This window comes from Roseibium sp. AS2 (assembly GCF_038900065.1).
Taxonomy (GTDB): Bacteria; Pseudomonadota; Alphaproteobacteria; order Rhizobiales; family Stappiaceae; genus Roseibium.
In genome coordinates, this window is the sequence record NZ_JBBMQN010000002.1 from 575,191 (window position 1) to 600,688 (window position 25,498).

A 25,498-nucleotide genomic window follows, 5' to 3' on the forward strand; every position below is an offset into this window, starting at 1 on the left:
CCTGCCGAAGGCTACGTCCGGCCCTGGTCCTCGCCGCCAATGATCCTTTTACGCAGGAACCCGGAAAAGCCGTCGATCAGGTAGACCATGAAGATGATCAGGAAGATGATCGTCCAGGCCTCCGGCCAGCGGTAGGCACTGATGCGGTCGGCGAGCAGGAAGCCGATGCCACCGGCGCCGACAATGCCCAGGATCGTTCCCGAACGGGTGTTGCTCTCGAAGTTGTAGAGCACGATCGACAGGATCACCGGCAGGGCCTGTGGCAGGATGGCAAAGCGCACAGTGTGGAAGTTGCCTCCTCCGGAAGCGCGGATGCCGTCGGCCGATTTGTTCGACGTGTTCTCGATCGCTTCGGAAAACAGTTTGGAAAAGGTGCCGATTTCCGACACCGCGATCGCCAGGATGCCGGCGAGCGGGCCGAGGCCGAAGGCGCGGATGAACACCAGCGCCAGGATCAGCTGCTCGATGGCGCGCAGAGCATCGAAACCCCGTCTGATGCCAAGGCGGAACCAGCGGGACGGCATGATGTTTCCGGCGCCGAGAAAGGCAAGCGGAAAGGCGATGATCGCGCCGAGCAGCGTGCCCATGAATGCCATGGAGACCGTCTCGGCCAGGCCTTTCAGAATTTCCCGCCATTCGGCCCAGGTGGTCCAGACATAGGGCGGGAACATGAAGGAAAGCACGTCGCCTAACCGGGTCACGCCCGCCAGAAGGCGGGCAGGGGAGAAGCCGAAGGCCCACAGGCACCAGCCGGTCAGCAGTACGAAGGCCGACCAGGCGGCTAGGCGGAGAAGCCGGGTTCTGCGCGGGGTGCCGAAGGCAGCCGGAACCAGGGACCTGGCCCGTGCCAGATCGGGTGATACTTCAGTCATGAACGCACGCCTTTTCCGGTCAGACCGATGATGCGGTGGCGGACCCTTTCGCTCAGCATGTCCATGACGATCACGGTCACGAAGATGATCAGGAACAGGGCCGACAGGTCGGTGTATTCCTGCAGGGACATGGCCACCCGGATTTCCTGACCCAGGCCGCCGGCGCCGACAAAGCCGATGATGGAGGAGGACCGCACATTGATCTCGAACCGGAGCAGCGTGTAGCTGATGATGTTCGGAACCACCTGCGGGACGATGCCGTAGCGGATCTGGTCGAACCAGGAGCCGCCGGAGGCCCGGATACCTTCCACGGGGCGCATGTCGGCGTTTTCGTTGGCTTCGGAATAGAGTTTTCCGAGTGCGCCCGTGGCATGTATGCCGATGGCAAGAACACCCGCGAGCGGGCCGACCCCGAAGCAGAAGACGAAGATCAGCGCCCAGACGAGATCCGGCACCGTGCGCAGGATCTCCAGGTAGCGGCGCGTGACATTGAACACCAGCGCATTCGGCGTCAGGTTGCGCGAGGCCGGAAAGCTCAGAAGGAAAGCGCCGCCGATGCCGAGCAGCGTCGCCAGATAGGCAATCAGGATGGTTTCGACCAGAAGCCGGAGCCAGACCTTCCAGCGCCAGAACCACTCCGCCAGATCCGCCCCGAGCGTGTCCCGGCGCAGGACGGGCAGGGTCTTGTAGAGATATTCCCCGAGCCTTGGCAGCCCGGCCCAGATCTTCCACATGGAGACCCGATCCCCATTGGCAAGGGTCACGTCGGTCATGTCGAAAAATCCACCGACCCAGGCGGCAGCCACAAAACAGATCGCGAACAATACGGTCGATAGCGCGTTGACGCGCAGCGCCGACCTGCGTGCGGCTGCATAGTCGCGTTCGAACAGATCGATGGCGGGGGAAAGAGTGGTCATGAGCTGGACGGTCTCTTCAGTGGAAAAAAGGGAGGCGCCGTGTGCCGCCTCCCTTCAGGATGTGAAATCAGCCGCCGCGGCGCTGTTTTTTCAGCCAGTCGCGCATGTCGACAATCCACTGGTAGCGGTCGTGATCGACCTCGATCCAGCCTTCCTGGGTGCTGTCTTCACCGCCGGTCATTTCAATGAAGGCGAGGGTGTCGTTTTCCGGAATGTCCATGAGGGCCTGGCGCATGTCGCTGATCAGGTCTTCCGGAAGGTTGGCGCGGGCTGCCAGCGGGCCGGATGTGATTTCCGGAGATTTCCAGATGGTGCAGATCGCGCCTTCGTCGATCATACCCTTGGTGACCATGCGCTGGGGAATGCCGTCGGCTTCGTTGGTGATGTAGGTGGCAGCCGCATCATACTGCTTGTTGTAGACGCCGAGCACGCCGGTCTCGTGCGCGCCGGAGAACGGCGTCGCGGCGAAATAGCTCTTCGGGTCGAAGCCCTGTTTGGCCAGGTTGAAATAGGGCACGGCGTAGCCGGAGGTGCTGTCCGGATCGGCGAAGGCGAGGGTCTTGCCCTTGAGGTCCTCAAGCGACTTGTAGCCGCTGTCGCAGCGCACGGCGACGACAGAGAAATAGCCGGTGGAACCGTCCTTCTGCAGCCGCGATACCAGCGGAACGACACCGCCGTCGGTTTCGGTGTAGGCGGCGGCATAGGACGACGAGCCGAAGAAGGCGAATTCGATCTGGTCGGCGGCGATCGCCTGGATCACGCCGTCATAGGAGCCGGCGGTGAAGATATCGACTTCGACGCCGAGTTCGCGTTCCAGGTATTTTTCAAAAGGCGTGTAGCGGGCGATCCGGTCCTTTTCGTTTTCGCCGGATAGGATGCCGAACTTGATGGTCTTGTACTGATCTTTCCAGCTGTCCGCCAGGGCCGGAGAGGCTGCCAGAACGGCAGTGGACACTGCTGCTGCGAGAATGGCCTTCATGGTGATGCTCCTTGTCGCCGGGGTCTCCGGCGGGTGCGCGGCCGCGGCCGCTCCAGGGATGCGCGAGCGGTCAACCGCTCCCGCGGGTCAGGCCCCGGCGGCCTGTCTGGCCGGCCGGGGCGAAGCAGGTGTCATGGACGTGGAGGTGACAGCCTCGTCGATAGGTGCCGACAGGTCGTTCGAGCCGTAGATCGCGCGAACCTTTTCGCTGGTAAGGGCATCCGGCGTTCCGTCGAAATGAACCTGCCCGGCACGCATGGCGATGATCCGGTCGCAATAGGCGCGGGCCGTATCCAGCGTGTGCAGGTTCACCAGCACGGTCAGCCCGTCGGTTCTGTTGATCTCGCGCAGCGCATCCATGACCCGCGTGGCGTTTGCCGGGTCGAGGGAGGCAATCGGCTCGTCGGCGAGCATGATGCGCGGGTTCTGGACGAGTGCCTTGGCGATCGCGACCCGCTGCTGCTGGCCGCCGGACAGCGTGCCCGCGCGCTGAAGCGCCTGCGGTACCAGGTCGAGCCGGTCCAGCGCCTCGATGGCCCGGGCACGATCCTCGTCCGTGAAGGAGCGCGTCATGGCCCGGACAAACCCGGTATGGGCAATCCGGCCGACCATCACGTTGGTCAGCACGTCCATGCGCTCCACCAGATTGAACTGCTGGAAGATCATGGCGCAGGAGGCCCGCCACAGGCGCAGGTCGCGTCCGCGCAGCGCCGTGATGTTGCGGCCCTCGTTGATGATGGTGCCCCGGCTCGGATCGGTGAGCCGGTTGATCATGCGCAACAGCGTTGACTTGCCGGCGCCCGACCGGCCGATGACCCCGATCATCTGTCCCTGCGGGATCGCCAGCGACACTCCGTCAACCGCAACCAGGTTGCCGAACTCTTTTGACAATTGCTCAATGACCAGCATGCACACCTCCGGGAAACGGAGAGCGACCTAGCAAGAAACCGTCCTTGGCAGATGTCTATACGATTATACTTTTATGAAGTTTTGCGACGGTCTTCAGAATATTATTTGCCGTGAAAATAATAAGTCCAAGTTTTGGTTGAGCTTTTTATTGATAAAATAATTTACTGCAATTTTTTGCTTCGATCGTCTTTGTAAATGTCGTCCAATTTACATAATACATTCACTTTCAGCGCCGCCCTTGTCGTTACGTTTCCGTTGCCTTGCCGGCTTTGCACCGGCTACACACGGAGTTCCCGATATGCGCTTTCTGAAATTCGCCGCGGTCACCGCCGCCGCTCTCGCCGTTTCCCTGTCCTCATCCTTTGCCGACACCTTCAAACTGGCCGTCACGGATGTGGAAGGCCTGGAGCGTCTTCAGGTTGAATGGGCCCCTTTCAAGGAAGCCCTTGAAAACGCGACCGATCACACGTTCGAATTCTTCCCGGTCACCAGCCGCACGGCCGCCGCCGAGGCATTGCGCGCCAAGCGCGTCGATTTTGTCGTCACCGGCCCGGCGGAATACATCGTCATCAACACGTTGACCGAAGCCACGCCGCTGATCGGTCTCGGCCGTCCCGATTATTACTGCGCGATCGTGGTGCGCGCCGACAGCGGCATCACCCGCCCTGCGGATCTCAAGGGCAAGAAGGTCGCCTTCGGTGACATCGGCTCCACCTCCAACATGCTGTGCCCGATGCAGCTCATGGCGGACTACGGCGTCGACCCGGTCAAGGATGTCGACAAGCTGCACACGTCGCGCAACATCGCCCATGAAGCCCTGAAGAAAGGCGACGTGGCGGCCATCGGCACCAACCACAATTCCTGGCTGAACGTGCGCAACAAGGACGACAGCGTGCCGAACGGGTTCTTCCGTGTGGTGGCCCGGTCCGGCGACCTGCCGAACGACATGCTGATGGTTGCCGCCCATGTGGATCCGGCAACGGCGGAAGGGATCCGCGACGCGATCCTCGACAACAAGGAAGCGATCATCACCGCGATCCTGCAGCATGAGGAAAACGACAAGTATTCCGGCATGGACCTGGTTGCGATCGAGGACGGTGCCTACGGTCTCGTCAGGTCCATGTACACGACCGCCGGGTTCCCGCAATACGACAACTTCATCGGCGAATGATGCCGAGTGCCCAACTTCGTGCCGCCGACGCCCAGGCGCCGGTGGCCGTGCCGCAGCCCGGGAGTTCCGAGGCCCCATGCGAACTCAGGGTCGAGGGATTGCGCAAATCCTTCGGCAAGGACCGCGAAGTGCTCCGCGGCGTCTCCTTTTCGGTGCGCCGGCGCGAGGCGGTCGCTCTGATCGGCTCCAACGGTGCGGGCAAGTCCACCGCTTTGCGGTGCGCGCTCAGGCTTGTCGAGCCTGAAGCCGGGTCGCTGGCCCTGTTTGACGAGGATATCTCCTCGGCGCATTCGCGGCAGCTCAGAAAGGTTCGGGCCGATGTCGGGTTCGTCTTCCAGAAACACAATCTGGTGCCGCGTGTGTCCGCACTGACCAACGTGCTCCACGGCAATCTGGGCCGCTCCGGCGGGCTGCGCGGATGGTCCCAGGTGTTTGCGCGGTCCGAACTGCGCGAACGGGCAATGGCGTGCCTTGAGCGGGTGGGACTGGCCGATCATGCGGCCAAACGCGCCGATCAGCTCTCCGGCGGTCAGTCGCAGAGGGTTGCGATCGCCCGGGCCCTGATGCAGCAGCCCAGGATGATCGTGGCGGACGAGCCCGTGGCCAGCCTCGATCCGGTCGCCGGGCGCGAGGTGATGGATCTGTTCCACCAGCTGACGGGTGAGGAGGGCATTGCGCTGCTGTTCACCTCTCACAACGTGCAACAGGCGCTGGACTACTGCGACCGGGTGCTTGTGATCAGGCAGGGTGTCATCGTTCTGGACAAACCGAGCGGCCAGGTGTCGGCAGCGGATCTGGGCAAGCATTATGGATGAGGCTGTCCGGACCAGACGCGACCGACTGCCGAGCCGGGTCGACCGGCCGGGGGCGCTCCAGTTCACCGTCTATGTCGCCCTGACCGCTTTTGTGTTGTGGTCGTTCCAGGGGGCCGGCTGGTCGTTTTCCGCCCTGATGTCAGGCGGTCCGGCCATGGCGGATTTCCTGTACCGGACCTGGCCACCGTCTCTGGAGCGCCTGCCGCAGCTCTCCGAGGCTCTGGTCGAGACGTTCCAGATGGCGCTTGCCGGAACCATCATCGGCGTCATCGTCAGCCTGCCGCTGGCCATTCTGGCCGCAAAGAGCCTGAGCCGGCAGACACTCGTATCCAGAGTGTTCTACTCCACATCGCGCCTGCTGATCGCGTTTTTCCGGACGGTGCCGGACCTGGTCTGGGCGCTGGTCTTCGTCATCACCGTCGGCCTCGGGCCGTTCGCGGGGATGCTGGCCATTGCAATCGACACGATCGGGTTCTGCGGCCGGTTTTTCGCCGAGTCGATGGAGGATGTCGAAAAGGGCCCGAGCGAGGCGCTGACCGCCGCGGGAGCAGGCAGGTTCGACACGATTTTTTGCGCGGTGGTTCCCGCCGCGATGCCGTCCTTCATCACGACGGCCCTGTTCGCGCTGGAAAAGGCCACCCGATCCTCGGTTGTTCTCGGTCTTGTCGGCGCCGGCGGTATCGGCATCGAGTTGAAGGTGGCGATGGACTTTTTCGACTATCAGCTCGCGATGACCATCATCCTGATGATCTTCGTGCTGGTGCTTCTTGTTGAACGGCTCGGCAGTATCGCCCGCAGCCGCATTTTGGAGGGGTCGTCTCAATGAGCGACATGCAGAGCCTGGAAAAAACCGACACCGCCCATCTGGCATGGGACAAAAGGTGGAAGACCGAAGAGGGGCGTGCGGACTGGCTGAAGCCGGAGGAGGATGTCGCCAGGCTGATTGCGTCCCTTGGCCAGGCCGGTCCGGTCAAGGCGCTTGATCTTGGATGCGGCGTCGGCCGCCACGCACTTGCCTTCGCCCGGGCGGGGTTCGAGACCCACGCCGTCGACATGTCCGAGGCGGGGCTTGCCGAACTGGCAAAAAGCGCAGGCTCGGAAGGGTTGGCGGTCAGGACACAATTGGCGCCGATGACGGACCTGCCGTTCGAGGACAACTCTTTCGACTATGTCCTGTCCTTCAACGTGATCTATCACGGCGATCCGGCGATCGTGGCAAAAGCCATCGCCGAAATCGCAAGGGTGCTGAAGCCGGGCGGTGTCTATCAGGGCACCATGCTGTCGAAGCGCAACGGCAATTTCGGGGTTGGAACCGAAGTCGCTCCGGATACCTACGTGCGCGAGGGCGACGACGACAAGAACCACCCGCATTTCTATTGCGACGCAGGTGAACTGGTCGCGCTCTTCGGGGATTTCGAACTCCGGTCCCTGGAGGACAAGCTGCATAGCAAACCCGGGTCCTGGCACTGGCACATGGTCGCCGAACGTCTGGCCTGAGCAGGCCGGCCAGGCGGCCGGCCGCTACTTTGGCGGCTATTCGCCTGCCGGTTCCGGCAGCGGTTCGTCGGTTTCCGGCGCCAGCGTCTGGTCGGCGTCTTCCGTCGGCTGGCGGGTGAAACCCTTGAGACCGGCGAATTCGCGGGCGTCACGCTGGATTTCCACGGGGCTGAGAATGTAGCCGGTGGCCAGTTCGGCGAGCGAGCGCAACGCATGCATGTGAATGCGTTCGTAGCCGTGGCTGGCGTCAACACCGAACGTGATCAGAGCGGTGCGCACATCCGCGCCCGCTTCGATCGCCGTGGCGGCATCGGAGCGGTAGAAGCGGAACACGTCCTTCTGGAACTTGATGTCGTTGTCGCGGCAGAGCTGGACCATCTTGCGGGTCAGGTGATAGTCGAACGGCCCGGTCTGGTCGGCCATGGCGATGGTGACGCCGAATTCGTCGGAGTTCTGACCCGGCGCGGTGGTGCCGTTGTCGATGGCCACCAGCGAGGCGATATCCGGGGTCAGGATCGATTGCGCGCCATGGCCGGTTTCCTCGGCGATGGTGAACAGCCAGAACACGTCCACGGTCGGTTCCTCGCCCGATTCCACGAGCGCCTTCAGTGCTGCCAGCATCACGGCGACGCCGGCCTTGTTGTCGAGGTGGCGCGAGACAATGAAGCCGTTGTCGAGAAACTCCGGTGCCGGATCGATGGCGACAAAATCGCCGACGTCGATGCCGAGCCGTTGCAGGTCTTCGGTGTTCTTTGAATAGGCGTCGACCCTGAGTTCCACGTATTCCCAGCCGATCGGCAGGTCGTCCACCTGTTTGTTGAAGGTGTGACCGGAGGCCTTCAAAGGCATGATCGTGCCGGTGTAGGCGCCGTTTTCCGAGAAAATCGTCGTTCTGGCACCTTCCGCGAACCGGGCGGACCAGTGACCGATCGGGACAAGTTCCAGCCGGCCATTGTCCTTCAGCGACTTGACCTGGGCACCGAGCGTGTCCAGGTGGGAGACGAACGCACGGGCGGGCTTGCGTTTCTTGCCGGGGACTCGTGCACGGACGCCGCCGCGGCGGGTGATTTCATAGAAAACACCGAGCGCCTCCAGTTCCTTCGAGAGGTGCCGGACGATCTCGTCGGTGTAGCCGGTCGGGCTGGGGATCTTGAGAAACTTCTCCAGTTTTTCCGTGAGATAGGCAATGTCGATATTCAAAAGGGTCATGCACCGGCTCTGTTCAAAGTCGTCCTGACCGGCTGCGGCACGGACAGGGGGAAAAGAAAATCGACGAAACGCTCGGCGGTCGGTTGCGGTTCGTGATTTGCCAGCCCCGGCCGCTCGTTCGCCTCGATAAAGCGATACTCAGGTTGTCGGGGGTCCCTGACCATCAAGTCAATGCCCGTGACCGGAATTTCTATTGCGCGGGCTGCCTTTATGGCGGCATCGATCAGCGTGTGATGGGTTTCGCCGGTGACATCGTGAATGGTGCCGCCGGTGTGAAGATTGGCCGTCCGGCGCACGGTCAGGGTCCGGCCCTGCGGCAGCACGTCTTCAAGGGCGAAGCCGTTGCCGCTGACGCAGCGGATAACCTCGTCGTCGATAGTGATCCTGGATTCGCCGCCGGTGGCCGCCGCCCTGCGCCTGGACTGGATGTCGATCAGTTCGCTGATCGTCGCCTTGCCGTTGCCGGTGATTTCAGCCGGCTTGCGCAGCGCGGAGGCGACCACCTTGTAGTCGATCACGACGAGGCGCAGATCCTGACCGGTGACGCATTCCTCCACCAGAACGACGTTCGAATAGGTTCTGGCCACTTCGACGGCAGCCATGATGTCACTGACTGTGGTCAGGCCGATGGAGATGCCCTTGCCCTGTTCGCCGCGGGCAGGCTTGACCACCACGGAGGGATGTTTTTCCAGAAAGGCCGCGATGTCGTCAGCCGAACCGGCCTGTATCTGATCGGGGACCTCGACGCCGGCGCGCTCGACGATCCTGCGGGTGATGGCCTTGTCGTCGCAAATGGACATGGCAACCGCACTGGTGAATTCGCTCAAGGATTCCCGGCAGGCGACGGATCTGCCGCCGTAGGAAAGCCGAAACAGGCCGCCCTCCGCATCGATGATCTCGGTCTGGATCCCGCGGCGGCGGGCCTCGTTGACGATGATGGTGGCGTAGGGGTTGAGCTTGTCGTCATGGGCCGGGCCGGCGAAAAGAGCTTCGTTGATGGTATTCTTGCGCTTGACCGTGAAAAACGGCACGCGCTGGAATCCCAGCTTTTCATACAGGCCGATCGCCAGTTCGTTGTCGTGCAGGACCGACAGGTCCATGTGCGGCAGGCCCTTGCCCTTGAACACCTCGGCCAGACGGCGCACGAGCGCTTCGCCGACCCCGGGAAACCGGGCCTGGGGCGAGACCGAAAGGCACCAGAGCGAACTGCCGAGGTCCGCGCCGCTGGTGGCCTGGCCGTGATCAACGCCCATGGCCGTGCCGACGATCGCGCCGGTGTCGTCTTCCTCCGCCACCAGCACAGTGATCATCCTGGGATCCAGGTCCGACCAGAAGAATTCCGGCGGCACCGGCACCATGCCCCTGCTGATGTAAAGCTCATTGATGGCTTCGGCGTCGGAGCGGGAGGACAGGCGGCGGACCGTGAAGCCCATCCGCCGGCTGCGGGCCGGCCGGTAGGTGGCCAGATCCAGACGGAATGTATGGGAGGGATCGAGGAACAGTTCCTGGGGAGCCGAGCCGACCAGCACATGGGGATCGCGCACATAGAAGGCGATGTCGCGCCGGTCGGGCCGCTCGTTGCGCAGGACCTCCACGAGTTTTCCGGTGTCCTGGTAGGTGTTGGCGAAAACCAGGCGGCCCCAGCCGCAATTGATGTAGCGGTCCTTGTGGGCATCGCTTTCATCAATGCGGAATTCCGGCTTGAGCCCGTGTTCGCGCATGCGCTTCAGGCGGTGGTCAAACGCGCCTTTCGGCCGAGATGGTTCGTTGTCGGCCAAGGATCAGACCTCCTGTGCCTGCAGCCACATTTCCAACAGCGCGACCTGCCAGAGTTCGGAGCCGCGCAGGGGGGTGATGTATTCAGTCGGGTCGGCGTAGAGCTTCTCCAGGTAAACGCTGTTGAAGAGCCCGCGTTCCCTCGCTGCCTGACTGGACAGCGTATCACGCACCATGTCCAGATAATCCCCCTGAATATACTTCAGGGCAGGCACAGGAAAATAACCTTTCGGTCGGTCGATCACCGCGCTGGGCACCACCAGACGCGCGGCTTCCTTGAGGACACCCTTGCCTTCCTGTGCCAGCTTGAATTCAGCCGGGATCCGGCCGGCGAGTTCCACCAGTTCGTGGTCCAGGAAAGGGACGCGGGCTTCAAGACCCCAGGCCATGGAATGGCTGTCCACACGTTTCACGGGATCGTCGACCAGCATCACATTGGTGTCGAGCCGCAAGGCCTTGTCGACCGGGTCCGCAGCGCCCGAGCGCGCGAAATGCGCCTCGACGAAGGCCATGCTTTCATCCCTTTCGCACAGGTAGTCCGGCGATACGGCTTCCGTCATCTGCGCTTGGGTGCGATCGAAAAACGCGGCTGCATAATCCTGGGCGGGCCGGTTCGATCCGGTCAGCTTCGGATACCAGTGATAGCCGGCGAAGACCTCGTCCGCTCCCTGGCCGGACTGGACCACGGTGATGTGTTTGGAAACTTCCCGGGACAGCAGATAAAAGCCGATATTGTCATAGGACACCATCGGCTCCGACATCGCCCTGATCGCTCCGGGCAGATTTGCCTGAAGTTCCGAAGACGGGATGAAAATCTGGTGGTGATTGGTGCCGTAGTGGTTTGCGATCAGGTCCGAGTACTGGAATTCGTCGCCCTTTTCGCCGTGGGCTTCTTCGAAGCCGATCGAGAAGGTTGCCAGATCCTTCTGGCCTTCTTCCGCCAGAAGGCCGACGATCAGGCTGGAATCGACACCGCCCGACAGCAGCACGCCGACCGGAACGTCGGCGACCATGCGGCGGCGCACGGCGGTGCGCAGGCTTTCGAGAACCGCGTCGCGCCAGTCGTCTGCGCTGCGGGCGAGGTCCTCGGCCGATTTCTCGAATTCCGGCTCCCAGTAGGTGTAGTCGCTTGCCGAGCCGTCAGCTTCCACGGTGCGGACGGTGCCGGCCGGCAGCTTGCGCACACCGTTGAGTATGGTGCGGGGAGCGGGAACGACCGCGTGCCAGCTCATGTAGTGATGCAGGGCGACCCGGTCGATCGACTTGTCGATGCCGCCCCCTGCCAACAGGGCGGGCAGGGAGGAGGCGAAGGCCAGGCGCCCGCCGGATTCGCTCAGATAGAACGGTTTGATGCCGAAGCGGTCCCGCGCCAGATGGACACGGCCGCTCTCGTGCTCATGGATGGCGACGGCGAACATGCCGTGGAAGCGTGAGAAGCAGTCCTTGCCCCATTCCGCCCAGGCTTTCAGGATGACTTCCGTGTCGCTGGTCGAGAAGAACGAATAGCCCTTGCCGGACAGTTCTTCCCGCAGCTCCTGGTAATTGTAGATGCAGCCGTTGAAGACCAATGAGAGGCCGAGAGCCATGTCGGTCATCGGCTGGGCACCGCGCTCGCTCAGGTCGATGATCTTGAGACGCCGGTGGCCAAAGGCGACCCGGCCGCGCTGGGTCACACCCATGCCGTCCGGCCCGCGCTTTTCCATCGCATCCGCCATTCGGCTGACCCGGACCACATCCGCCTGACCACCGTTGAAAACCACTTCGCCGCAAATGCCGCACATATTGACAAATTTCTCCGTTTCCTGAAAAGACGGCCACTATATAGAACTCTAATCATTAGAGTTCAAATCAGTAGAGGTGTAATGATGCAGGCGATGGAGTCATCGCAAGTGATCAAGGCCATCCGGAAGATCGTTCGGGCCATTGATCTGCGCTCGCGGGAGGTGTCCAGGCAGACGGGCCTGACAATTCCGCAAATCGTTGTTCTTCAGGGCGTTCGCGATCTTGGAGAGGTGACCACGAAGGCCTTGTCGGAGAATGCGGACCTCAGCTCCGCGACGGTGGTGACCATTCTGGACAAACTCGAGGAAAAAGGGCTGGTCGAGCGTTACCGGTCCGTCTCCGACCGGCGAATCGTTCATGCCCGGCTCACCGGGCGCGGGCAGGAGACGGCCAAGAATCTTCCCGGATTGCTGCATGAGGAATTCGAGAAGAAATTCGCTGACCTCGACGCCGGGGACCGGGCCCAGATGATTTCCGCCATCGAGCGGATTTCCGAAATGATGAACGCACACAAGCTTGATGCCGCTCCCATTCTGATGACAGGCAAGGTGTCCGGCTGACTGGCTTTTCGGTGTCGCGGACAGGTGTTGTTGCCTCAGGCGCGCAGCTTGCGCTCTCCTTCGCCAAGGCAGTTGCCGGCGGCCTCGTCAAGCGACCTGTGGAAGGCGGCGAGCCGGCTCGCGACTTCATCGGCAGGAATGGCGGGTGTGCAGAAGAAACCCTGCAGGCCGTCGCAGTTATGCGCCGCGGCGAGCGCGTATTCTCCGGCGGTCTCGGCACCCTCGGCGATAATGCGCAGGCCCAGACTGCGGCCAAGACCGACAATCCCCTTGAAAAGCCTGGCTTTCTGGGGGTGCTGGTCCGCTCCTGACAGAAAGGCCCGGTCGATTTTCAGTTCCTGGAACGGCAACCGGTGCAGGTAACTCAGGGACGAGTAGCCCGAGCCGAAATCGTCCAGCGACATCTGCACACCGATGGTCTGCAATTCCGAAAGAATGTCGAGGATCAGTTGCTCACCGGTGTCGAGAAAGACGTTTTCCGTGACTTCCAGGCACACGAGGTGCGCGGGCAGGTCATATGCACTCAGTGTTTGCCTGACGATGTTCGCGAAGTTGCCCCGGCGGAACTGGATCGGCGAGACGTTCACGGAGACCTGGCCGAACTCAAATCCCTCCCGGCGCCAGAGGGCGGCCTGCCTGCAGGCTTCGTCGAGCACAAATTGTCCCAGTTCCAGGATCAGTCCGGTCTTTTCGGCAACGGGAATGAACTCCGAAGGCGGAATGAACTGCCGCTTCTCGCTGGGCCAGCGGATCAGGGCCTCCAGACCGACCAGCTGCCCGTTCGCGGGGCAGACCTGGGGCTGGTAATGCAGCGTGAGCTGCCGCGTTTTCAAGGCGGTGCGAAGAAGTGTTTCCGTCAGCATCTCCATCTGCACCTGCTCATTGAGCGGCGGGGAGAAGAAATCGTACTGGGCACCGTTGCGGTCTTTTGCAGCCCTGAGCGCCAGACCGGCGACGCGGTGAGCGGTTTCGACGTCGCTGGCGTCCCGGGGCAGGAGTGCGATGCCGATGCTCGGCTCCAGCCTGATTTCGCCCTCCTCGAGCTGAAACGGGGCCGACAGCAGGTCGATGGCCTTCAGGGCGTAGTCTTCCGCGACGACCCCCTTGCCATCGAAAGGCAGCAGGATGCAGAAATCATCGGCGGAAATACGGGCGATCTGGGCGGACGGTCCGAAGATGCTGGCGAGACGGGCATAGGCCTGGAGCAGGACCCGATTTCCGACCTGATGGCCGAAGGCGTCATTCACCTTTGAAAAACCCTTGAAATCCAGGTGACTGAGGGACGCCGTGTACGCTTCCGTCCGCGTGCGCCGGATCGTTTCGGTCAGGTCGGAGAAATATTTCGCGCGGTTGCCCGCAGTCGTGACCGGGTCGGTATAGGCAAGCTTCTGCAGCTTGTCCTGCAGGTCGGTCGCCCTTGCCAGGCCATGGGCCAGGTCACCTATCTCGTCACGTCTCTCCGTATAGGGGATGTCTTTCGGTCGTGTCCCGGCCGCCAGTTGTTCCGCTGTCTTCGCAAGCTGGCGCAGGGGACGCAATTCAATGCCCATCAGCATTCCTCCCAGCAGGATCACGACGGCCAGGATGACCGCCGCCGCGGAGAAAATGCGGACTTTCAGCCGCTTTTCCGCAAGGGTCAGATCATCGACCCAGCCGACATCGACGGCCACGGCGCCAGCGACATCTCCATTCAATGCGAGGATCGGTGTCAGGTAGGCAAGGCGCAAACGGCCGTGGACGGGAACGGGACCGACATAAGGCTTGCCTGCGGCCAGTCGGGCGTGGGCCGGATGGTCCGCGCCGAAGGAGACGGCGGGTTCCGGATTGCCGTCCGGCGTACGGAATGTGGTGGCGAACCGGTCGAAAGTTGCTGTGTCCGCAGACCAGCGGAACAGGTTGGCTGCACCCTGGTTGGTCTGGGCAATTGCCTGCAGCAATTGGTCCAGTTTGTCGGAAGGCACCAGAACTGTGTCCGCGGTATTCGTCGTCAGGCGCAAGGAAACAGGCTGGCCCTCGGCCCCGATCTGGGGATGAAATTCCGAGTCGGTGCCATAACAAAGGATCGCCACCGCAGCCCGGGCGGCGCGGTCGATCTGTATGGACGCGTTCTCTTTGGCCGAATTAGACACTTCCTGAAAGCTCAACCCCGAGACGAGGCCGATGCTGCAAAGCACCAGAACAACCAGGATGACGCTGATCCGGAACACGAGCGTGTTGAGACCAAGCCGTTTTATTGCACTATTCCTTGCCTGTTTCTCGTTAAGGAGGTTTTTTTGAGTGCGGCACGCGAAAGTAAGCTTTATTCGCTACGAAAACCTGAACATGATAGTGAAAATCATCATAAACAGCGCGAATTGAAGACTTGCGGGTCCAGTATGGACTTCCCGCATGACTCCATCATACGGGGAAGGTTCGTGCTGCCCATTGGAAATTGACCGGAAAGCGGGTAGGACGGGAGGCTGAGGTGGCCGCCATGTGATGCGCCACCCGGTTGGATTCTTGGGAAGACTGCTGCTTGATTTCTCTCAGACCCGTCCTGAACGTTCTCGGCTTCCTCTATGTGGGCCTGGCGACGGCTATGCTGATTCCGGCGATCGTGGACGTCGCCCAGAAGAATGCGGACTGGCAGGCATTTGTTTTCTCCGCTCTCCTGACCGGAATGGTCGGGATGCTGCTGTCGATTGCAGTCGGCGGCGCGCTGCGGGAGGGGCTGGATACGCGGCAGACCTTCATCCTGACCACGCTGGCCTGGACGACGCTGCCGGCCTTCGGGGCGTTGCCGTTTCTGTGGCTCGGCATCGGCTATGCGGATGCCGTGTTCGAGGCGGTTTCCGGATTCACCACCACCGGCTCCACCGTTCTGACGGGCCTGGACAGTCTTCCGCCCGGCCTGCTTGTGTGGCGTTCCCTCATGCAGTGGATGGGCGGCGTGGGTATCGTCGTCATGGCGATCGTGCTGCTGCCGTTTCTCAGGATCGGCGGAATGCAACTGTTCCAGAGCGAAAATTCCGACCGTTCGGAGAAGATCGTCAGCCGGTCCGTGGAGCTGATCCGGCTGATCGGCCTGGCCTACCTGTTCCTCACCGTTTCGTGCATCGTCTCCTATCTGGCCACCGGCATGGAGCTGTTCGATGCGTTCAACCACGCCTTGACCACGATCGCGACAGGCGGTTTCTCGACCCACGACCAGTCGTTCGGCTATTTCACCAACCCGGCTTCCGGATGGGTTGCGGTGTTCTTCATGATTGTCGGTGCCTTGCCCTTCGTGCTGATCGTCCAGGCCCTGCGCGGACATCCGCTGCAGCTCTGGCGCGATCCCCAGGTGCGGGCGCTCCTGGGCTTCCTGGCGCTCGTGTCGCTGACCCTGACCGTCTATCTCGGCCTGAACATGCAGTTCCCGTTCGACGATGCCCTGCTGAAGGCGACGTTCAACGTGGTCTCCATCGTTACAGGGACCGGGTATGCGCTTGGCGACTTTACCGAATGGGGGCCGCCGGTTGTCGGCATCGGTCTGCTGCTGATGTTCGTCGGCGGCTGCACCGGTTCGACCACAGGCGGCATCAAGATCTTCCGGTTCCTCGTGTTCTTCGGCACGGTGCGCGCGCATCTGCGCCGCATGGTGCGGCCTCACCGGATCATGTCGGAAGAATACGGCGGCACCCGTCTGACCCCGGAACTGTCCTTTTCGGTGCTGGCATTCCTGGTCGTCTACATGGGATCCGTCGGTATCATCACGGTGGCCCTGTCGTTTTTCGACCTCGACCTGGTGACCGCGATTTCGGCGGCTGCGACGTCCGTCGGCAACGTCGGTCCGGGGCTCGGTCCCGTGATCGGTCCGTCCGGTCACTTCGCGCCGCTTCCCGATGGCGCGAAATGGCTGCTGTCCTTCGCCATGCTGGTCGGCCGTCTTGAACTGTTCACCGTGCTGGTGCTGCTCGACCCGGACTTCTGGTCCAAGTGAGCCGGCGTGACGGCCGCCGTTACGTGAACTTCCGAACAGGGTGTTGATGACATGAAATTTTCCGCTCCGCTTGTCGGCGGCCGTCTTGTCAAGCGCTACAAGCGTTTTCTGGCCGATGTGCTTCTTGAGGACGGCAGCGCGGTCACGGCGCATTGCGCCAATCCCGGAGCCATGCTGGGTCTGAAGGAGCCGGGGTCCCGGGTGTGGCTGTCGCAGTCCGACAATCCCAAGCGCAAGCTCAAGTACTCCTGGGAGGTGGCCGAGGCGGACGGCGTTCTGGTTGGTATCAACACCGCACATCCGAACCAGCTGGTGGAAGAGGCGCTGCAGGCCGGCCGCATCGAGGCGCTCTCGAAATTCGACAGCCTGCGCCGGGAAGTGAAATACGGCAAGAATTCGCGGATCGACATGCTGCTGGAGCAGGCGGGAGGCGCAAGGACCTATGTCGAGGTCAAGAACGTGCACCTGATGCGTCAAGCCGGGCTTGCCGAATTTCCCGACAGCGTGACCGCACGTGGCACCAAGCATCTGGGGGAACTGGCCGACATGGTCAGGGAGGGGCACAGGGCGGCCATGGTGTTCCTGGTGCAGCGGCCGGACTGCGCGCGGCTCGATCTGGCCGCGGACATCGACCCGACCTACGCGGACGCCTTCAAGAGCGCCCGCGAGGCGGGCGTGGAAGTCTATGCCATCGGCTGTGACGTCCGTCTCGACGGCATCGATGCCGTCAAGCCGGTGACCCTTGTCATCTGACGGTGTGCCGCGCGGGCCGGCCGGTCGGCCTAGCTGCCAGATGACGCCTCCCGGTTAAGCCTGCCTGACGACTATCGGCGTCCCGTTCGGAACCCTGTTGTAGAGATCGATCACATCCTGGTGCAGGAGCCGCACGCAGCCGGAGGAAACGGCCTTGCCGATCGACCAGGTCTCGGATGTGCCGTGCAGCCGGTAGAGCGTGTCGCGGCCGCCTTCGAAAATGTAGAGCGCGCGCGCGCCGAGGGGATTTTCCAGGCTGGGGGCCATGCCGGTGCGGTATTTCTCAAGCTCCGGCTCCCGGGCGATCATTTCCGCGGGCGGGGTCCAGGTGGGCCAGGCTTTCTTGTACTGAATTTTCGCCCGTCCGCCCCAGGCAAACCCGGCACGGCCGATGCCGACGCCGTAGCGCATGGCCTTGCCGTTCTCCATGGTCAGGTAGAGAAACCTGTTGGGCGTGTCCACGATGATGGTTCCGGCCTGCTCCGGAGCCGCATAGTCGACCAGCTGGCGATAATAGAGCGGGTCGATCTTGGTCAGGTCGACGGCGGGGATCGGAAACCGCTCTTCAGGCATTGCCCGATACATCTGCAGATATTCGGGAGCAATGCGTGCACCTGCGACCGGGCCGCTGCCGGGGCGGCCGGGCCGGGCCGGCAATTGGCCCCCACGCTGGCTTGAGGCGCAGCCGGCGGCCAGTGCGGCCGCGGCGGAGGCGAGGAACAATCTTCGGTTCAGCATTCCATATCCCGTTCAGATCTTTTGGTTTCCACGCAGTGCATGTCGTTAGAGAGCAACGCGGATCAATCGAAAAAGTTCGCTGTTGTCGTGTTCTTGAACCGACTTCAGAAGGTCTTGAAACCTTCCGCTCTGGTCCGGCCGGACGAAAAACGACCGGCGGGACAGCGTGTCCGACCGGTCGATCAAAGCCTTATCAGGATATTTCCGGCGGAAAAGTGGCACCGGCTTCACCTTCCGGTGAGGTCCACAAACGTTGCCGGGAACCGGAGCTGTTCCGGCCGCAATTGCACAGTCTCAGCCGGCGGTGTCCTTCGCCAGCGGCGGCTGGAATTGCCACCCCATGTCCCAAGGGAAATAGATCCAGGTGTCCTGTGAGACTTCCGTGATGAATGTGTCGACCATCGGCACGCCGACCGGTTTTGCATAGACAGTCGCGTAATGCGCCTTGGGAAGCATTTCGCGCACCACCTTCAAGGTCTTGCCCGTGTCGACAAGGTCATCGATGACCAGGACGCCGCTGCCTTCACCGCCCTCCAGGTCGACGACTTTCGGGTCGACCGGCTTGATCACCTTCAGTGCGCCCTGGTTCTCGTAATCGTGATAGGAGGCAATACAGACCGTCTCGATGGTACGGATGCCGAGTTCGCGTGCGACAATACCGGCCGGGACCAGTCCGCCGCGGGTGATGCAGACGATGGCTTTCCATTCGCCTTCGCTCGACAGCCGCCACGCGAGCGCGCGCGAATCTCGGTGAAACATGTCCCAGGAGACCGGGAATGCCTTGTTTTGAGCGGGGTTTTCCATTTTTTGTCCTTCAGGTTATCCCGCGATCTCGGCAACGGCTTCGGCTACGTCCTTGACGGCCGCCTGCAAAATTGCCTCGTCCCGCGAGCGGATAACGATCTGCGTGGTGAATTTTCCGTCCGTCGCCCTGGGATAGGAACCGATCAGCGTGTGGGGATGAGCGTCCTGAATGGCGGCAAGCCGTTCCGCTATCCGGCTTTCAGGCATGTCGGCAGCCACGGTTTCCGACAACATTTTCGTTCCGGTCTTCAGCGTCGGGGCGATGGCATCCATCATCGCCTGCATGATCGAGGGCACGCCGGCCATCACGTGCACGTTGCAGATCCGGAAACCGGGTGCTTTGGAGACCTTGTTTTCGATCAGCTCGGCCCCTTCGGGGATCCGCGCCATGCGCTGCCGCGCCGGGGTGAACTGTCCCGGCGGGTAGTGTGTTTCAAGAATCGCCACAGCCCGGGAATCCAGGTTCAGGGGCACGCCGAAGGCTTCCGCGATGCACTCGGCGGTGATGTCGTCGTGGGTCGGGCCGATGCCCCCGGAAGTGAACACGTAGCCGTAGCGGTTCCTGAGGCTGTTGACGGCTGCGACGATCTCGGGTTTTTCGTCCGGTACGATGCGCACTTCCTTGAGGTCGATGCCCAGGGATGTGAGGTAGTCGGCGAGAAAGCCGATGTTCTTGTCCTTGGTGCGGCCGGACAGGATTTCATCTCCGATGACCAGAAACGCTGCGGTTACAACGTTGTGTGTCTTCTGACCGGTCATCGTACTACTCCCTGGCACCTCGGTGGGGTTTGGCTTTATCGCAGCTTTCCACTCGGCTCAAGTAAAAGCGGGACTATCGATCCGGCGTCCAGCCGTAAATGTCGTCATAGCGGGCGGCCAGCCGGTCGGGCTTCGACAACCTGAGGGCCGTGTCGCGCGCGAAGGCCAGCGGGCCTGAAAAGTGAAAGGTCCGGGCATTGCCGAAGGATATTTTCTGGATCCGTGTCACGCGTGACTTGCGTTCGCGTTCAAACGACCTGAGGGCCGCCGGGATGTTCCGGACATCTTGCGGCAGATGCCTGGCCAGAACGGCAGCATCCTCGATGGCCATCGCGGCTCCTTGTGCCATATAGGGCAGCATGGCATGGGCCGCGTCGCCGATGAGCGCGACATTGCCGTGGCTCCAGGGCCCGGACGCGTCAACGCTGCACAGGGCCCACTTCAACCATTCGTTGGAGGCCGCCAGAAGATTGCGCACGTCCGAAGGCCACTCCCTGAAGAGGCGCAGAAGGGCATCCCTGTCGGCTCTGGTCGACCACCGCTCATCCTGCCAGGCCTCTTCAGCCAGAGCGACAATGTTGAGATCGCGTCCGCCGCGCACGGGGTAGTGGACCAGATGGCTGTCCCGGTGCAGCCAGAGGCCGGGGTCGGCGGACCATCTCCCGGGAACGGCGTCCACCGGCACCGTGGTCCGGTAGGCGACCTGGCCGCTGAAACGCGTGTTCGCGTGGCCGGGTACGAGACGCCTGACCTTGGACCAGACCCCGTCCGCGCCGATCAGGGCCTTGCAATGCTGACTGCCGGCCGCATCGCCCTCGCGAAATCCGCAGGTCAGATGGTCGTAGGGAGTTGCCGTGAGGTCCTGAACCGCGCAGCCCAGCCGCACCGTGATGCCCGGCGTGGCCTCGACCTTTCGCAGCAACACCTGTTGCAGGTCGGCCCGGTGGATCTGCCAGAACGGATAGCCGTGACGTTCCTTCAGGAACGCGCCCATGCGCACCGTGGCAAGCTGGCGGCCGGTGCCGCCGGACCAGATGCGCAGATTGTCAGGGGCGCAGGCAAATGGCTCAAGGTCATCCAGCAGGCCGAGCTGATCGAGAACCGCGCAGGCATTCGGGGAAAGCTGAAGGCCCGCACCGACTTCCTCGAGCGCGGGAACCTTGTCCATCAGCACGATGGTGTGCCCCTGCGCGCGCAGGGCCAGGGCGGCCGCAAGCCCGCCGATGCCGGCGCCGGCTACGACGATCGGCTGGACACTGTCACCACCGCTGGTCATCTCTAGGCGGCGACTGGCGTCCAGGTGCAGTCGACAGGTGAGGACTCGGTGGCCTGCAAGGTGGCGTCGAACTTGTACAAGGTGGAGCAATACGGGCAGACGACTTCATTCTCGCTGCCCATGTCCAGGAATACGTGGGGATGATCGAACGGGGGATTTGCGCCGATGCACATGAATTCCTTTGCACCGATCGCAACAGAATCGTGTCCGCTCGAGTTCTGGAAATGCGGGACGACATGATCCGCCATTGTCACTTTCCTTTTCTTGCAAGGGGCAGTTCCCGATAACAAATTTCGCGGACCATATCCATTTGTAAAATGGATGGGTAGGGAAATCGTGCCGCGGTCCACTGCTGCAACTGGAGACGGGATCCTCCGGATTTGATCTTTGCAAAGACCGTTTTACTGCTTACTCTAACGTGATTGACGTTTTCCGTTTACGTAAAGGTTATCATCTGCATGCCTCAGTTCGAATATGACGGGGTCCGGATCGCCTATCTGGATGAAGGCGAAGGCGCGCCGATCCTGCTGATCCACGGTTTTGCTTCCAACAAGCAGGTCAACTGGCAATATCCCGGCTGGGTGGATCTCCTGGTAAAGGATGGACGGCGGGTGATCGCACTCGACAACCGGGGGCATGGCGACAGCCAGAAGTTTCACGATCCTGCAGCCTATGGCGCGCCCGTGATGGCGGAAGACGCGCGGCGCCTGCTGGATCATCTCAAGATCGAGCGCACGGACGTGATGGGATATTCCATGGGGGCCCGGATATCGGCGTTCCTCACGCTGAACCATCCAGCCCGGATCAAAAGGGCCGTCTTCAGCGGTCTTGGCTACGGCATGATTGCCGGTGTCGGCGACCCGGAGCCGATTGCAACCGCGCTGGAGGCGGACCGCCTGCAGGACGTTGTCGACAGGACCGGCCGGGCATTCAGGGCCTTTGCCGAACAGACCGGATCGGACCGTCTGGCCCTGGCGGCCTGCATGCGGTCCTCGCGCCAGAAGATCAGCGAAGAAGATGTCGCGCGCATCGAACGCCCGGTCCTGGTCGCTGTGGGCACCAAGGACGATATCGCCGGTTCACCGCAAAAACTCGCCGCGCTGATCCCTAATGCGGACGTTCTGGAGATACCGGGACGCGACCATATGGTCGCCGTGGGAGACAAGGTCCACAAGCAGGGCGTCCTGGCGTTTCTGAACACAGTTGAGGCCTGAACACAGTCGGGGCCTGAACATCGGCGGGGTGGGCTGAAGCGGCAGGCAACGCCGGGGCGCGGTGCCTGGCCGGTTGAACGTGACAATGGAGGGGACATGGGTCCGAAGCGGGTAGACTTTCAGGGAGCCGAACAAAACACACTTGTTGCGGACCGCTATGGCACGGGCGAACAGCCGGTGATCATGCTGCACGGCGGCGGTCAGACGCGGCATTCCTGGGTTGGCGCGGCGCGGCGCATCGCGGACCTCGGACATCCTGTCTACGCCCTTGACCAGCGTGGCCACGGTGAGAGCGCCTGGGTCGGGTCCGGCCATTATGCCTTCGACGATTTTGCCGGGGACCTGGTGGCGGTGACCCGTCAGGTCGGCGCGCTGCATCGCCGCAAACCGGTTGTCGTCGGTGCTTCGCTGGGGGGCTTTGCCGGCATGCTGGCGGAGGGGCAGCAAAACCCGGGTGGGCTTTCGGCGCTGGTTCTGGTGGATATCACGCCCCGGATCGACATGGGCGGGGTCAGCAAGATCCTCGGGTTCATGGGCGAACGTGTCGACGAGGGTTTTGCCGATGTTGAGGAAGCGGCCGAGGCGATCGCGCGCTACCTGCCCAACCGCGCCAGGCCGAAGGACCTGTCGGGCCTGTCAAAGAACCTGAGACTGCACGAGGACGGCCGCTACCGCTGGCACTGGGACCCGGCTTTCCTGAAGTCGAAGCATCACCAGGATCCGGCGCGGGCGGAGGCAGCACAGGTGGCCATGCTCGAGGCGGCCGGCAATCTTTCACTCCCGGTTCTGCTTGTGCGCGGTCAGAATTCCGAACTGGTGTCCATGGACCACGTCCGGGAGTTCCAGGATCTGGTGCCCCACGCCTTTTTCGCGGACATCCGCAATGCGGGCCACATGGTGGCAGGCGACCGCAACGACGTGTTCGCCGGCGCCGTCGAGGATTTCCTGATCAAGCTGAAGTCGGACGCGGAGCCGGCGTGATATTGTTCGCGTGCCGCGGACAAATGCGGCGCCAGGGCGCAATTGCGTCGAACGGGACCGGCCGGACCGCTCTGCGTGCCATGCACTCGATCCGTCCGGTGGCGTAGATCTTCGGTGTCACCTTGCCGGATGAGTTCAACGTTTCATTTGGAAGCTCTCTCCGGGGCCGGTCGGCAGTTTTTGCAGAGTTAATGAATACGTAAATTAATAATTTGAAAACCATTATATTCTTGGTTTTTGCTGTATTATTTCTTTTGAAAAACTACCATCGGCAGAAAATTCCTACCTGCAGGAAAATTTTTCCTAATGAAGTGGAAGTATTTTCCTAGTAAAAATCCAAATAAACTTAACTTTTCGCGCCTGAAAATCATTATTATTGCGTTATAGATTTGTAGCAGGGGCTACTGACCATTTCAGTCACGACTTGGGGCCAGGGATATGTGTGTTGCTATGTCAAAGTCTGCAGCGTCCGGCAGTCGCATCGATGACGGCGGGGACGGCAGCGCGGACGGCAGCCGGGACGGGCGGGCCAACAAGGCGCCGGGGGAAGCCGAGGCCGACCTGAAGGCAATGTCCGATGAAGACTTGCTCGAATTGATCCGCACCAGCCGGGAAGACGCGTTTCAGGTGCTGGTCGAGCGGCATATCGATCGGGGCTATGCGGTTGCCTACCGCATTCTGCAGAATGGCTCCGATGCGGAGGATGTGGTCCAGGACGCGTTTCTGAAGGTCTGGACGCGCCGGGAGGTGTGGGAGAATGGCCGGGCCAAATTCTCCACCTGGCTGTTTCGCGTGGTCAGCAATCGCTGTATCGACCTGTTGCGCAAGCCGCGGACGGAAACGGTCGCCGAACTGCCGGAACTGGTCGACAGCAGCAGCAACCAGTCGAGGGACCTGGAGCGGCGCGAGGCGGGCGAATTGCTGGAACGCGCCATGATGGAACTGCCGGATCAGCAGCGCGTCGCGCTGGTCTTTTCCTATAATGAAAACATGAGCAATGGCGAGATCGCCGAAATCATGGAAACGACCGTGTCCGCCGTCGAGTCGCTTCTGAAGCGCGGCCGGCAGAAACTCAAGCAGTTGCTGCGGCGGCAGCGGGCCGATATCCTGACCGCGTTTACGAATAGTTAACTCTACTTCTCTGGCCGGTAATAAAAAACCGCCTGATACGAGGCAGTCACTCCGTTCAACTGTCAGAGCGCGGGCCATCGCGCCGCTGCGTCGAATTCCGGACGCGGTTTGCTGACACTAGGAGAAGACGATGCCAGTAATCTCGACCAACACGGCCGCCAATACCGCGGTTCGCTACCTCAATTCCAACGCGAGCGAACAGTCGGAGTCCCTTGCCAAGCTCGCGAGCGGCTCGAGCATCACCAAGGCATCCGACGATGCCGCCGGCCTTGCAATCGCTACCAAGATCTCTTCGGACGTCGCCGCCCTGGAACAGGCTTCGACCAATTCGTCCCACGGCATCTCGGTGCTGCAGACCGCCGATGGCGGTGCAGCGAATGTGAGCGACATTCTCGAACGGATGAAAACCCTGGCATCGCAGTCCGCCTCCGGTACCGTGACGGATACCGAACGCGCGTATATCCAGGCGGAATTCGAGCAGCTCCAGGAAGAAATCGACGGTATCGCCGAAAGCACGCGCTACAACGGCCAGAGCCTTCTGGACGGATCGAGCGATTTCTCCGACGATTCCATCGACACCGCGGCAACCGTTGCAGGTGCGACTGCGGACGCAACAGTGACCGCGGACACCAGCGGTACCATCATCGTCAACGATATCGAGATCGAACTGTCGAGCGACGACACGACCATGACGGTCGACGAAATGGTGGACCAGATCAATACCGGCCTGCAGTCGGAAGGCGAATACACGATCGTTGCATCGAACGAATCCGGCACACTGACCCTGACCACGCTGAATTCGGGTGAAAATTCCTCCATAAGCCTGGAAGACGGCACCGGCACGCTCAATCTCGCGACCCTCGGCCTGACCGCGGGAACCACGACCGGCACCACGACGGAGGTCGACACGACCGGCGCCGATATCGTTGTCGGATCCTCTTCGGCCGATACCATCAATCTTGCCTTGCCGGAGTTGACCACCGAGGCCCTGGGTATCGAGAGCCTCGACGTGTCGACCGCGGACGGTGCCAAGGAAGCGCTCTCGGTTCTCGACATGGCGATCGACGAGGTCTCCAATGCGCGCGCCGAAATGGGCGCCACCATGTCACGTTTCGAATTCCGGTCCGCCCAGATTGAAACCAGCATCGAAAATCTCGATGCCGCTCAATCCGCGATCGCCGATGTCGATATCGCCAAGGAACAGGCCACGCTTTCCGCCGCCAGCGTGAAGGTGCAGGCCGCGGTCGCAGCCGCGTCCCAGGCGAACGAAATGCCGGAGAACCTGCTCGCCCTCATCCGCTAGGTCGAGGGACGTCCGGCGGCAGCGCCGGGCGGTCAGGAGTGAGTGCCTTCGGGGCTGTTGTCCCGGAGGCAGGTTGATCCGGTTCCCAGTT

The 25,498-nt window shown here is 61.9% G+C and carries 24 protein-coding genes and 1 pseudogene; 12 read left to right on the forward strand and 13 right to left on the reverse strand.

Features of this window, described 5'->3' with window-relative positions:
- Positions 1 to 11 precede the first annotated feature (11 nt).
- The 4 genes from phnE (WNZ15_RS07685) to phnC (WNZ15_RS07700) all read right to left on the reverse strand — a co-directional run bounded on the left by phnE (WNZ15_RS07685) (position 12) and on the right by phnC (WNZ15_RS07700) (position 3,677).
- Positions 12 to 872: a phosphonate ABC transporter, permease protein PhnE gene (gene phnE / locus WNZ15_RS07685; RefSeq protein ID WP_342892374.1), complete on the reverse strand. Its 861-nt coding sequence runs from the start codon at positions 870 to 872 to the stop codon at positions 12 to 14.
- A complete protein-coding gene (gene phnE, locus WNZ15_RS07690; protein WP_342892375.1) occupies positions 869 to 1,789 on the reverse strand; it encodes a phosphonate ABC transporter, permease protein PhnE in 921 nt (306 codons plus the stop codon). Before phnE (WNZ15_RS07690) ends, phnE (WNZ15_RS07685) begins: the two co-directional genes overlap by 4 nt.
- 67 nt (positions 1,790 to 1,856) lie before the next feature.
- Positions 1,857 to 2,768 carry a phosphonate ABC transporter substrate-binding protein gene (gene phnD, locus WNZ15_RS07695; RefSeq protein WP_342892376.1) on the reverse strand — a complete coding sequence of 304 codons (912 nt, stop codon included), beginning with the start codon at positions 2,766 to 2,768 and terminating at the stop codon, positions 1,857 to 1,859.
- 87 nt (positions 2,769 to 2,855) lie between these two features.
- A complete protein-coding gene (gene phnC, locus WNZ15_RS07700) occupies positions 2,856 to 3,677 on the reverse strand; it encodes a phosphonate ABC transporter ATP-binding protein (RefSeq protein WP_342892377.1) in 822 nt (273 codons plus the stop codon).
- Between the two features lie 298 nt (positions 3,678 to 3,975).
- Between phnC (WNZ15_RS07700) and phnD (WNZ15_RS07705) the strand changes: the two genes are divergently transcribed.
- The 4 genes from phnD (WNZ15_RS07705) to WNZ15_RS07720 are packed head-to-tail and all read left to right on the forward strand — an operon-like array spanning position 3,976 to position 7,160.
- Positions 3,976 to 4,848 (forward strand): phosphate/phosphite/phosphonate ABC transporter substrate-binding protein, encoded by an 873-nt coding sequence (phnD, locus tag WNZ15_RS07705; RefSeq protein WP_342892378.1) that lies wholly within the window; start codon positions 3,976 to 3,978, stop codon positions 4,846 to 4,848.
- Entirely contained in the window at positions 4,845 to 5,663 is an 819-nt protein-coding gene (gene phnC / locus WNZ15_RS07710) for a phosphonate ABC transporter ATP-binding protein (protein WP_342892379.1), read from the forward strand. Before phnD (WNZ15_RS07705) ends, phnC (WNZ15_RS07710) begins: the two co-directional genes overlap by 4 nt.
- Positions 5,656 to 6,489: a phosphonate ABC transporter, permease protein PhnE gene (phnE, locus tag WNZ15_RS07715; protein WP_342892380.1), complete on the forward strand. Its 834-nt coding sequence runs from the start codon at positions 5,656 to 5,658 to the stop codon at positions 6,487 to 6,489. The genes phnC (WNZ15_RS07710) and phnE (WNZ15_RS07715) overlap by 8 nt, the downstream gene beginning before the upstream one ends.
- Complete coding sequence (locus WNZ15_RS07720; protein ID WP_342892381.1) at positions 6,486 to 7,160, forward strand: class I SAM-dependent methyltransferase; 675 nt, start codon at positions 6,486 to 6,488, stop codon at positions 7,158 to 7,160. The genes phnE (WNZ15_RS07715) and WNZ15_RS07720 overlap by 4 nt, the downstream gene beginning before the upstream one ends.
- Positions 7,161 to 7,196: 36 nt before the next feature.
- Here WNZ15_RS07720 and WNZ15_RS07725 read toward each other — a convergent pair whose 3' ends face one another.
- From WNZ15_RS07725 to WNZ15_RS07735, 3 genes are read right to left on the reverse strand one after another with little or no spacing between them, the layout of a single operon-like run.
- Positions 7,197 to 8,369, reverse strand: coding sequence for an osmoprotectant NAGGN system M42 family peptidase (locus WNZ15_RS07725; protein WP_342892382.1), 1,173 nt, complete (start codon positions 8,367 to 8,369; stop codon positions 7,197 to 7,199).
- Positions 8,366 to 10,147 (reverse strand): N-acetylglutaminylglutamine synthetase, encoded by a 1,782-nt coding sequence (gene ngg / locus WNZ15_RS07730; protein WP_342892383.1) that lies wholly within the window; start codon positions 10,145 to 10,147, stop codon positions 8,366 to 8,368. Before ngg ends, WNZ15_RS07725 begins: the two co-directional genes overlap by 4 nt.
- Before the next feature lie 3 nt (positions 10,148 to 10,150).
- A complete protein-coding gene (locus WNZ15_RS07735) occupies positions 10,151 to 11,926 on the reverse strand; it encodes an N-acetylglutaminylglutamine amidotransferase (protein WP_342892384.1) in 1,776 nt (591 codons plus the stop codon).
- Between the two features lie 93 nt (positions 11,927 to 12,019).
- Between WNZ15_RS07735 and WNZ15_RS07740 the strand changes: the two genes are divergently transcribed.
- Complete coding sequence (locus tag WNZ15_RS07740) at positions 12,020 to 12,487, forward strand: MarR family transcriptional regulator (protein ID WP_342892385.1); 468 nt, start codon at positions 12,020 to 12,022, stop codon at positions 12,485 to 12,487.
- 35 nt (positions 12,488 to 12,522) lie between these two features.
- Here the strand turns inward: WNZ15_RS07740 and WNZ15_RS07745 are convergent, their stop codons facing one another.
- Positions 12,523 to 14,694 carry an EAL domain-containing protein gene (locus WNZ15_RS07745; RefSeq protein ID WP_342892386.1) on the reverse strand — a complete coding sequence of 724 codons (2,172 nt, stop codon included), beginning with the start codon at positions 14,692 to 14,694 and terminating at the stop codon, positions 12,523 to 12,525.
- 329 nt (positions 14,695 to 15,023) lie between these two features.
- Between WNZ15_RS07745 and WNZ15_RS07750 the strand changes: the two genes are divergently transcribed.
- Complete coding sequence (locus WNZ15_RS07750) at positions 15,024 to 16,448, forward strand: TrkH family potassium uptake protein (RefSeq protein WP_342892617.1); 1,425 nt, start codon at positions 15,024 to 15,026, stop codon at positions 16,446 to 16,448.
- 51 nt (positions 16,449 to 16,499) lie between these two features.
- Positions 16,500 to 17,201: a DNA/RNA nuclease SfsA gene (gene sfsA / locus WNZ15_RS07755; RefSeq protein WP_342892387.1), complete on the forward strand. Its 702-nt coding sequence runs from the start codon at positions 16,500 to 16,502 to the stop codon at positions 17,199 to 17,201.
- Positions 17,202 to 17,255: 54 nt separating this feature from the next.
- Here sfsA and WNZ15_RS07760 read toward each other — a convergent pair whose 3' ends face one another.
- The 5 genes from WNZ15_RS07760 to WNZ15_RS07780 all read right to left on the reverse strand — a co-directional run bounded on the left by WNZ15_RS07760 (position 17,256) and on the right by WNZ15_RS07780 (position 21,026).
- A complete protein-coding gene (locus WNZ15_RS07760) occupies positions 17,256 to 17,939 on the reverse strand; it encodes a L,D-transpeptidase (protein WP_342892388.1) in 684 nt (227 codons plus the stop codon).
- Between the two features lie 294 nt (positions 17,940 to 18,233).
- On the reverse strand, positions 18,234 to 18,743 hold the full coding sequence (gene gpt, locus WNZ15_RS07765; RefSeq protein WP_342892389.1) for a xanthine phosphoribosyltransferase: 510 nt from the start codon (positions 18,741 to 18,743) through the stop codon (positions 18,234 to 18,236).
- Positions 18,744 to 18,758: 15 nt separating this feature from the next.
- The gene (locus tag WNZ15_RS07770; protein ID WP_342892390.1) at positions 18,759 to 19,502 is read right to left on the reverse strand and encodes a competence/damage-inducible protein A; all 744 of its coding nucleotides are present in this window, start codon (positions 19,500 to 19,502) and stop codon (positions 18,759 to 18,761) included.
- A 73-nt stretch (positions 19,503 to 19,575) separates the two neighbouring features.
- The gene (locus WNZ15_RS07775; RefSeq protein WP_342892391.1) at positions 19,576 to 20,778 is read right to left on the reverse strand and encodes an FAD-dependent monooxygenase; all 1,203 of its coding nucleotides are present in this window, start codon (positions 20,776 to 20,778) and stop codon (positions 19,576 to 19,578) included.
- Between the two features lie 2 nt (positions 20,779 to 20,780).
- Positions 20,781 to 21,026 carry a zinc-finger domain-containing protein gene (locus tag WNZ15_RS07780; protein ID WP_342892392.1) on the reverse strand — a complete coding sequence of 82 codons (246 nt, stop codon included), beginning with the start codon at positions 21,024 to 21,026 and terminating at the stop codon, positions 20,781 to 20,783.
- A 210-nt stretch (positions 21,027 to 21,236) separates the two neighbouring features.
- Here WNZ15_RS07780 and WNZ15_RS07785 point away from each other — a divergent pair, with 210 nt between their 5' ends.
- The 5 genes and pseudogenes from WNZ15_RS07785 (at position 21,237) to WNZ15_RS07805 (ending at position 25,407) form a co-directional block, all read left to right on the forward strand.
- A complete protein-coding gene (locus tag WNZ15_RS07785) occupies positions 21,237 to 21,992 on the forward strand; it encodes an alpha/beta hydrolase (protein ID WP_342892393.1) in 756 nt (251 codons plus the stop codon).
- Between the two features lie 96 nt (positions 21,993 to 22,088).
- On the forward strand, positions 22,089 to 22,973 hold the full coding sequence (locus WNZ15_RS07790; protein WP_342892394.1) for an alpha/beta hydrolase: 885 nt from the start codon (positions 22,089 to 22,091) through the stop codon (positions 22,971 to 22,973).
- A 450-nt stretch (positions 22,974 to 23,423) separates the two neighbouring features.
- A complete protein-coding gene (locus tag WNZ15_RS07795) occupies positions 23,424 to 24,104 on the forward strand; it encodes an RNA polymerase sigma factor (protein ID WP_342892395.1) in 681 nt (226 codons plus the stop codon).
- 130 nt (positions 24,105 to 24,234) lie between these two features.
- A pseudogene (locus WNZ15_RS07800) lies at positions 24,235 to 24,666 on the forward strand (flagellin); the annotation flags it as partial.
- A 492-nt stretch (positions 24,667 to 25,158) separates the two neighbouring features.
- Positions 25,159 to 25,407: a flagellin gene (locus WNZ15_RS07805; protein ID WP_342892618.1), complete on the forward strand. Its 249-nt coding sequence runs from the start codon at positions 25,159 to 25,161 to the stop codon at positions 25,405 to 25,407.
- The last annotated feature ends 91 nt before the right edge of the window (positions 25,408 to 25,498 follow it).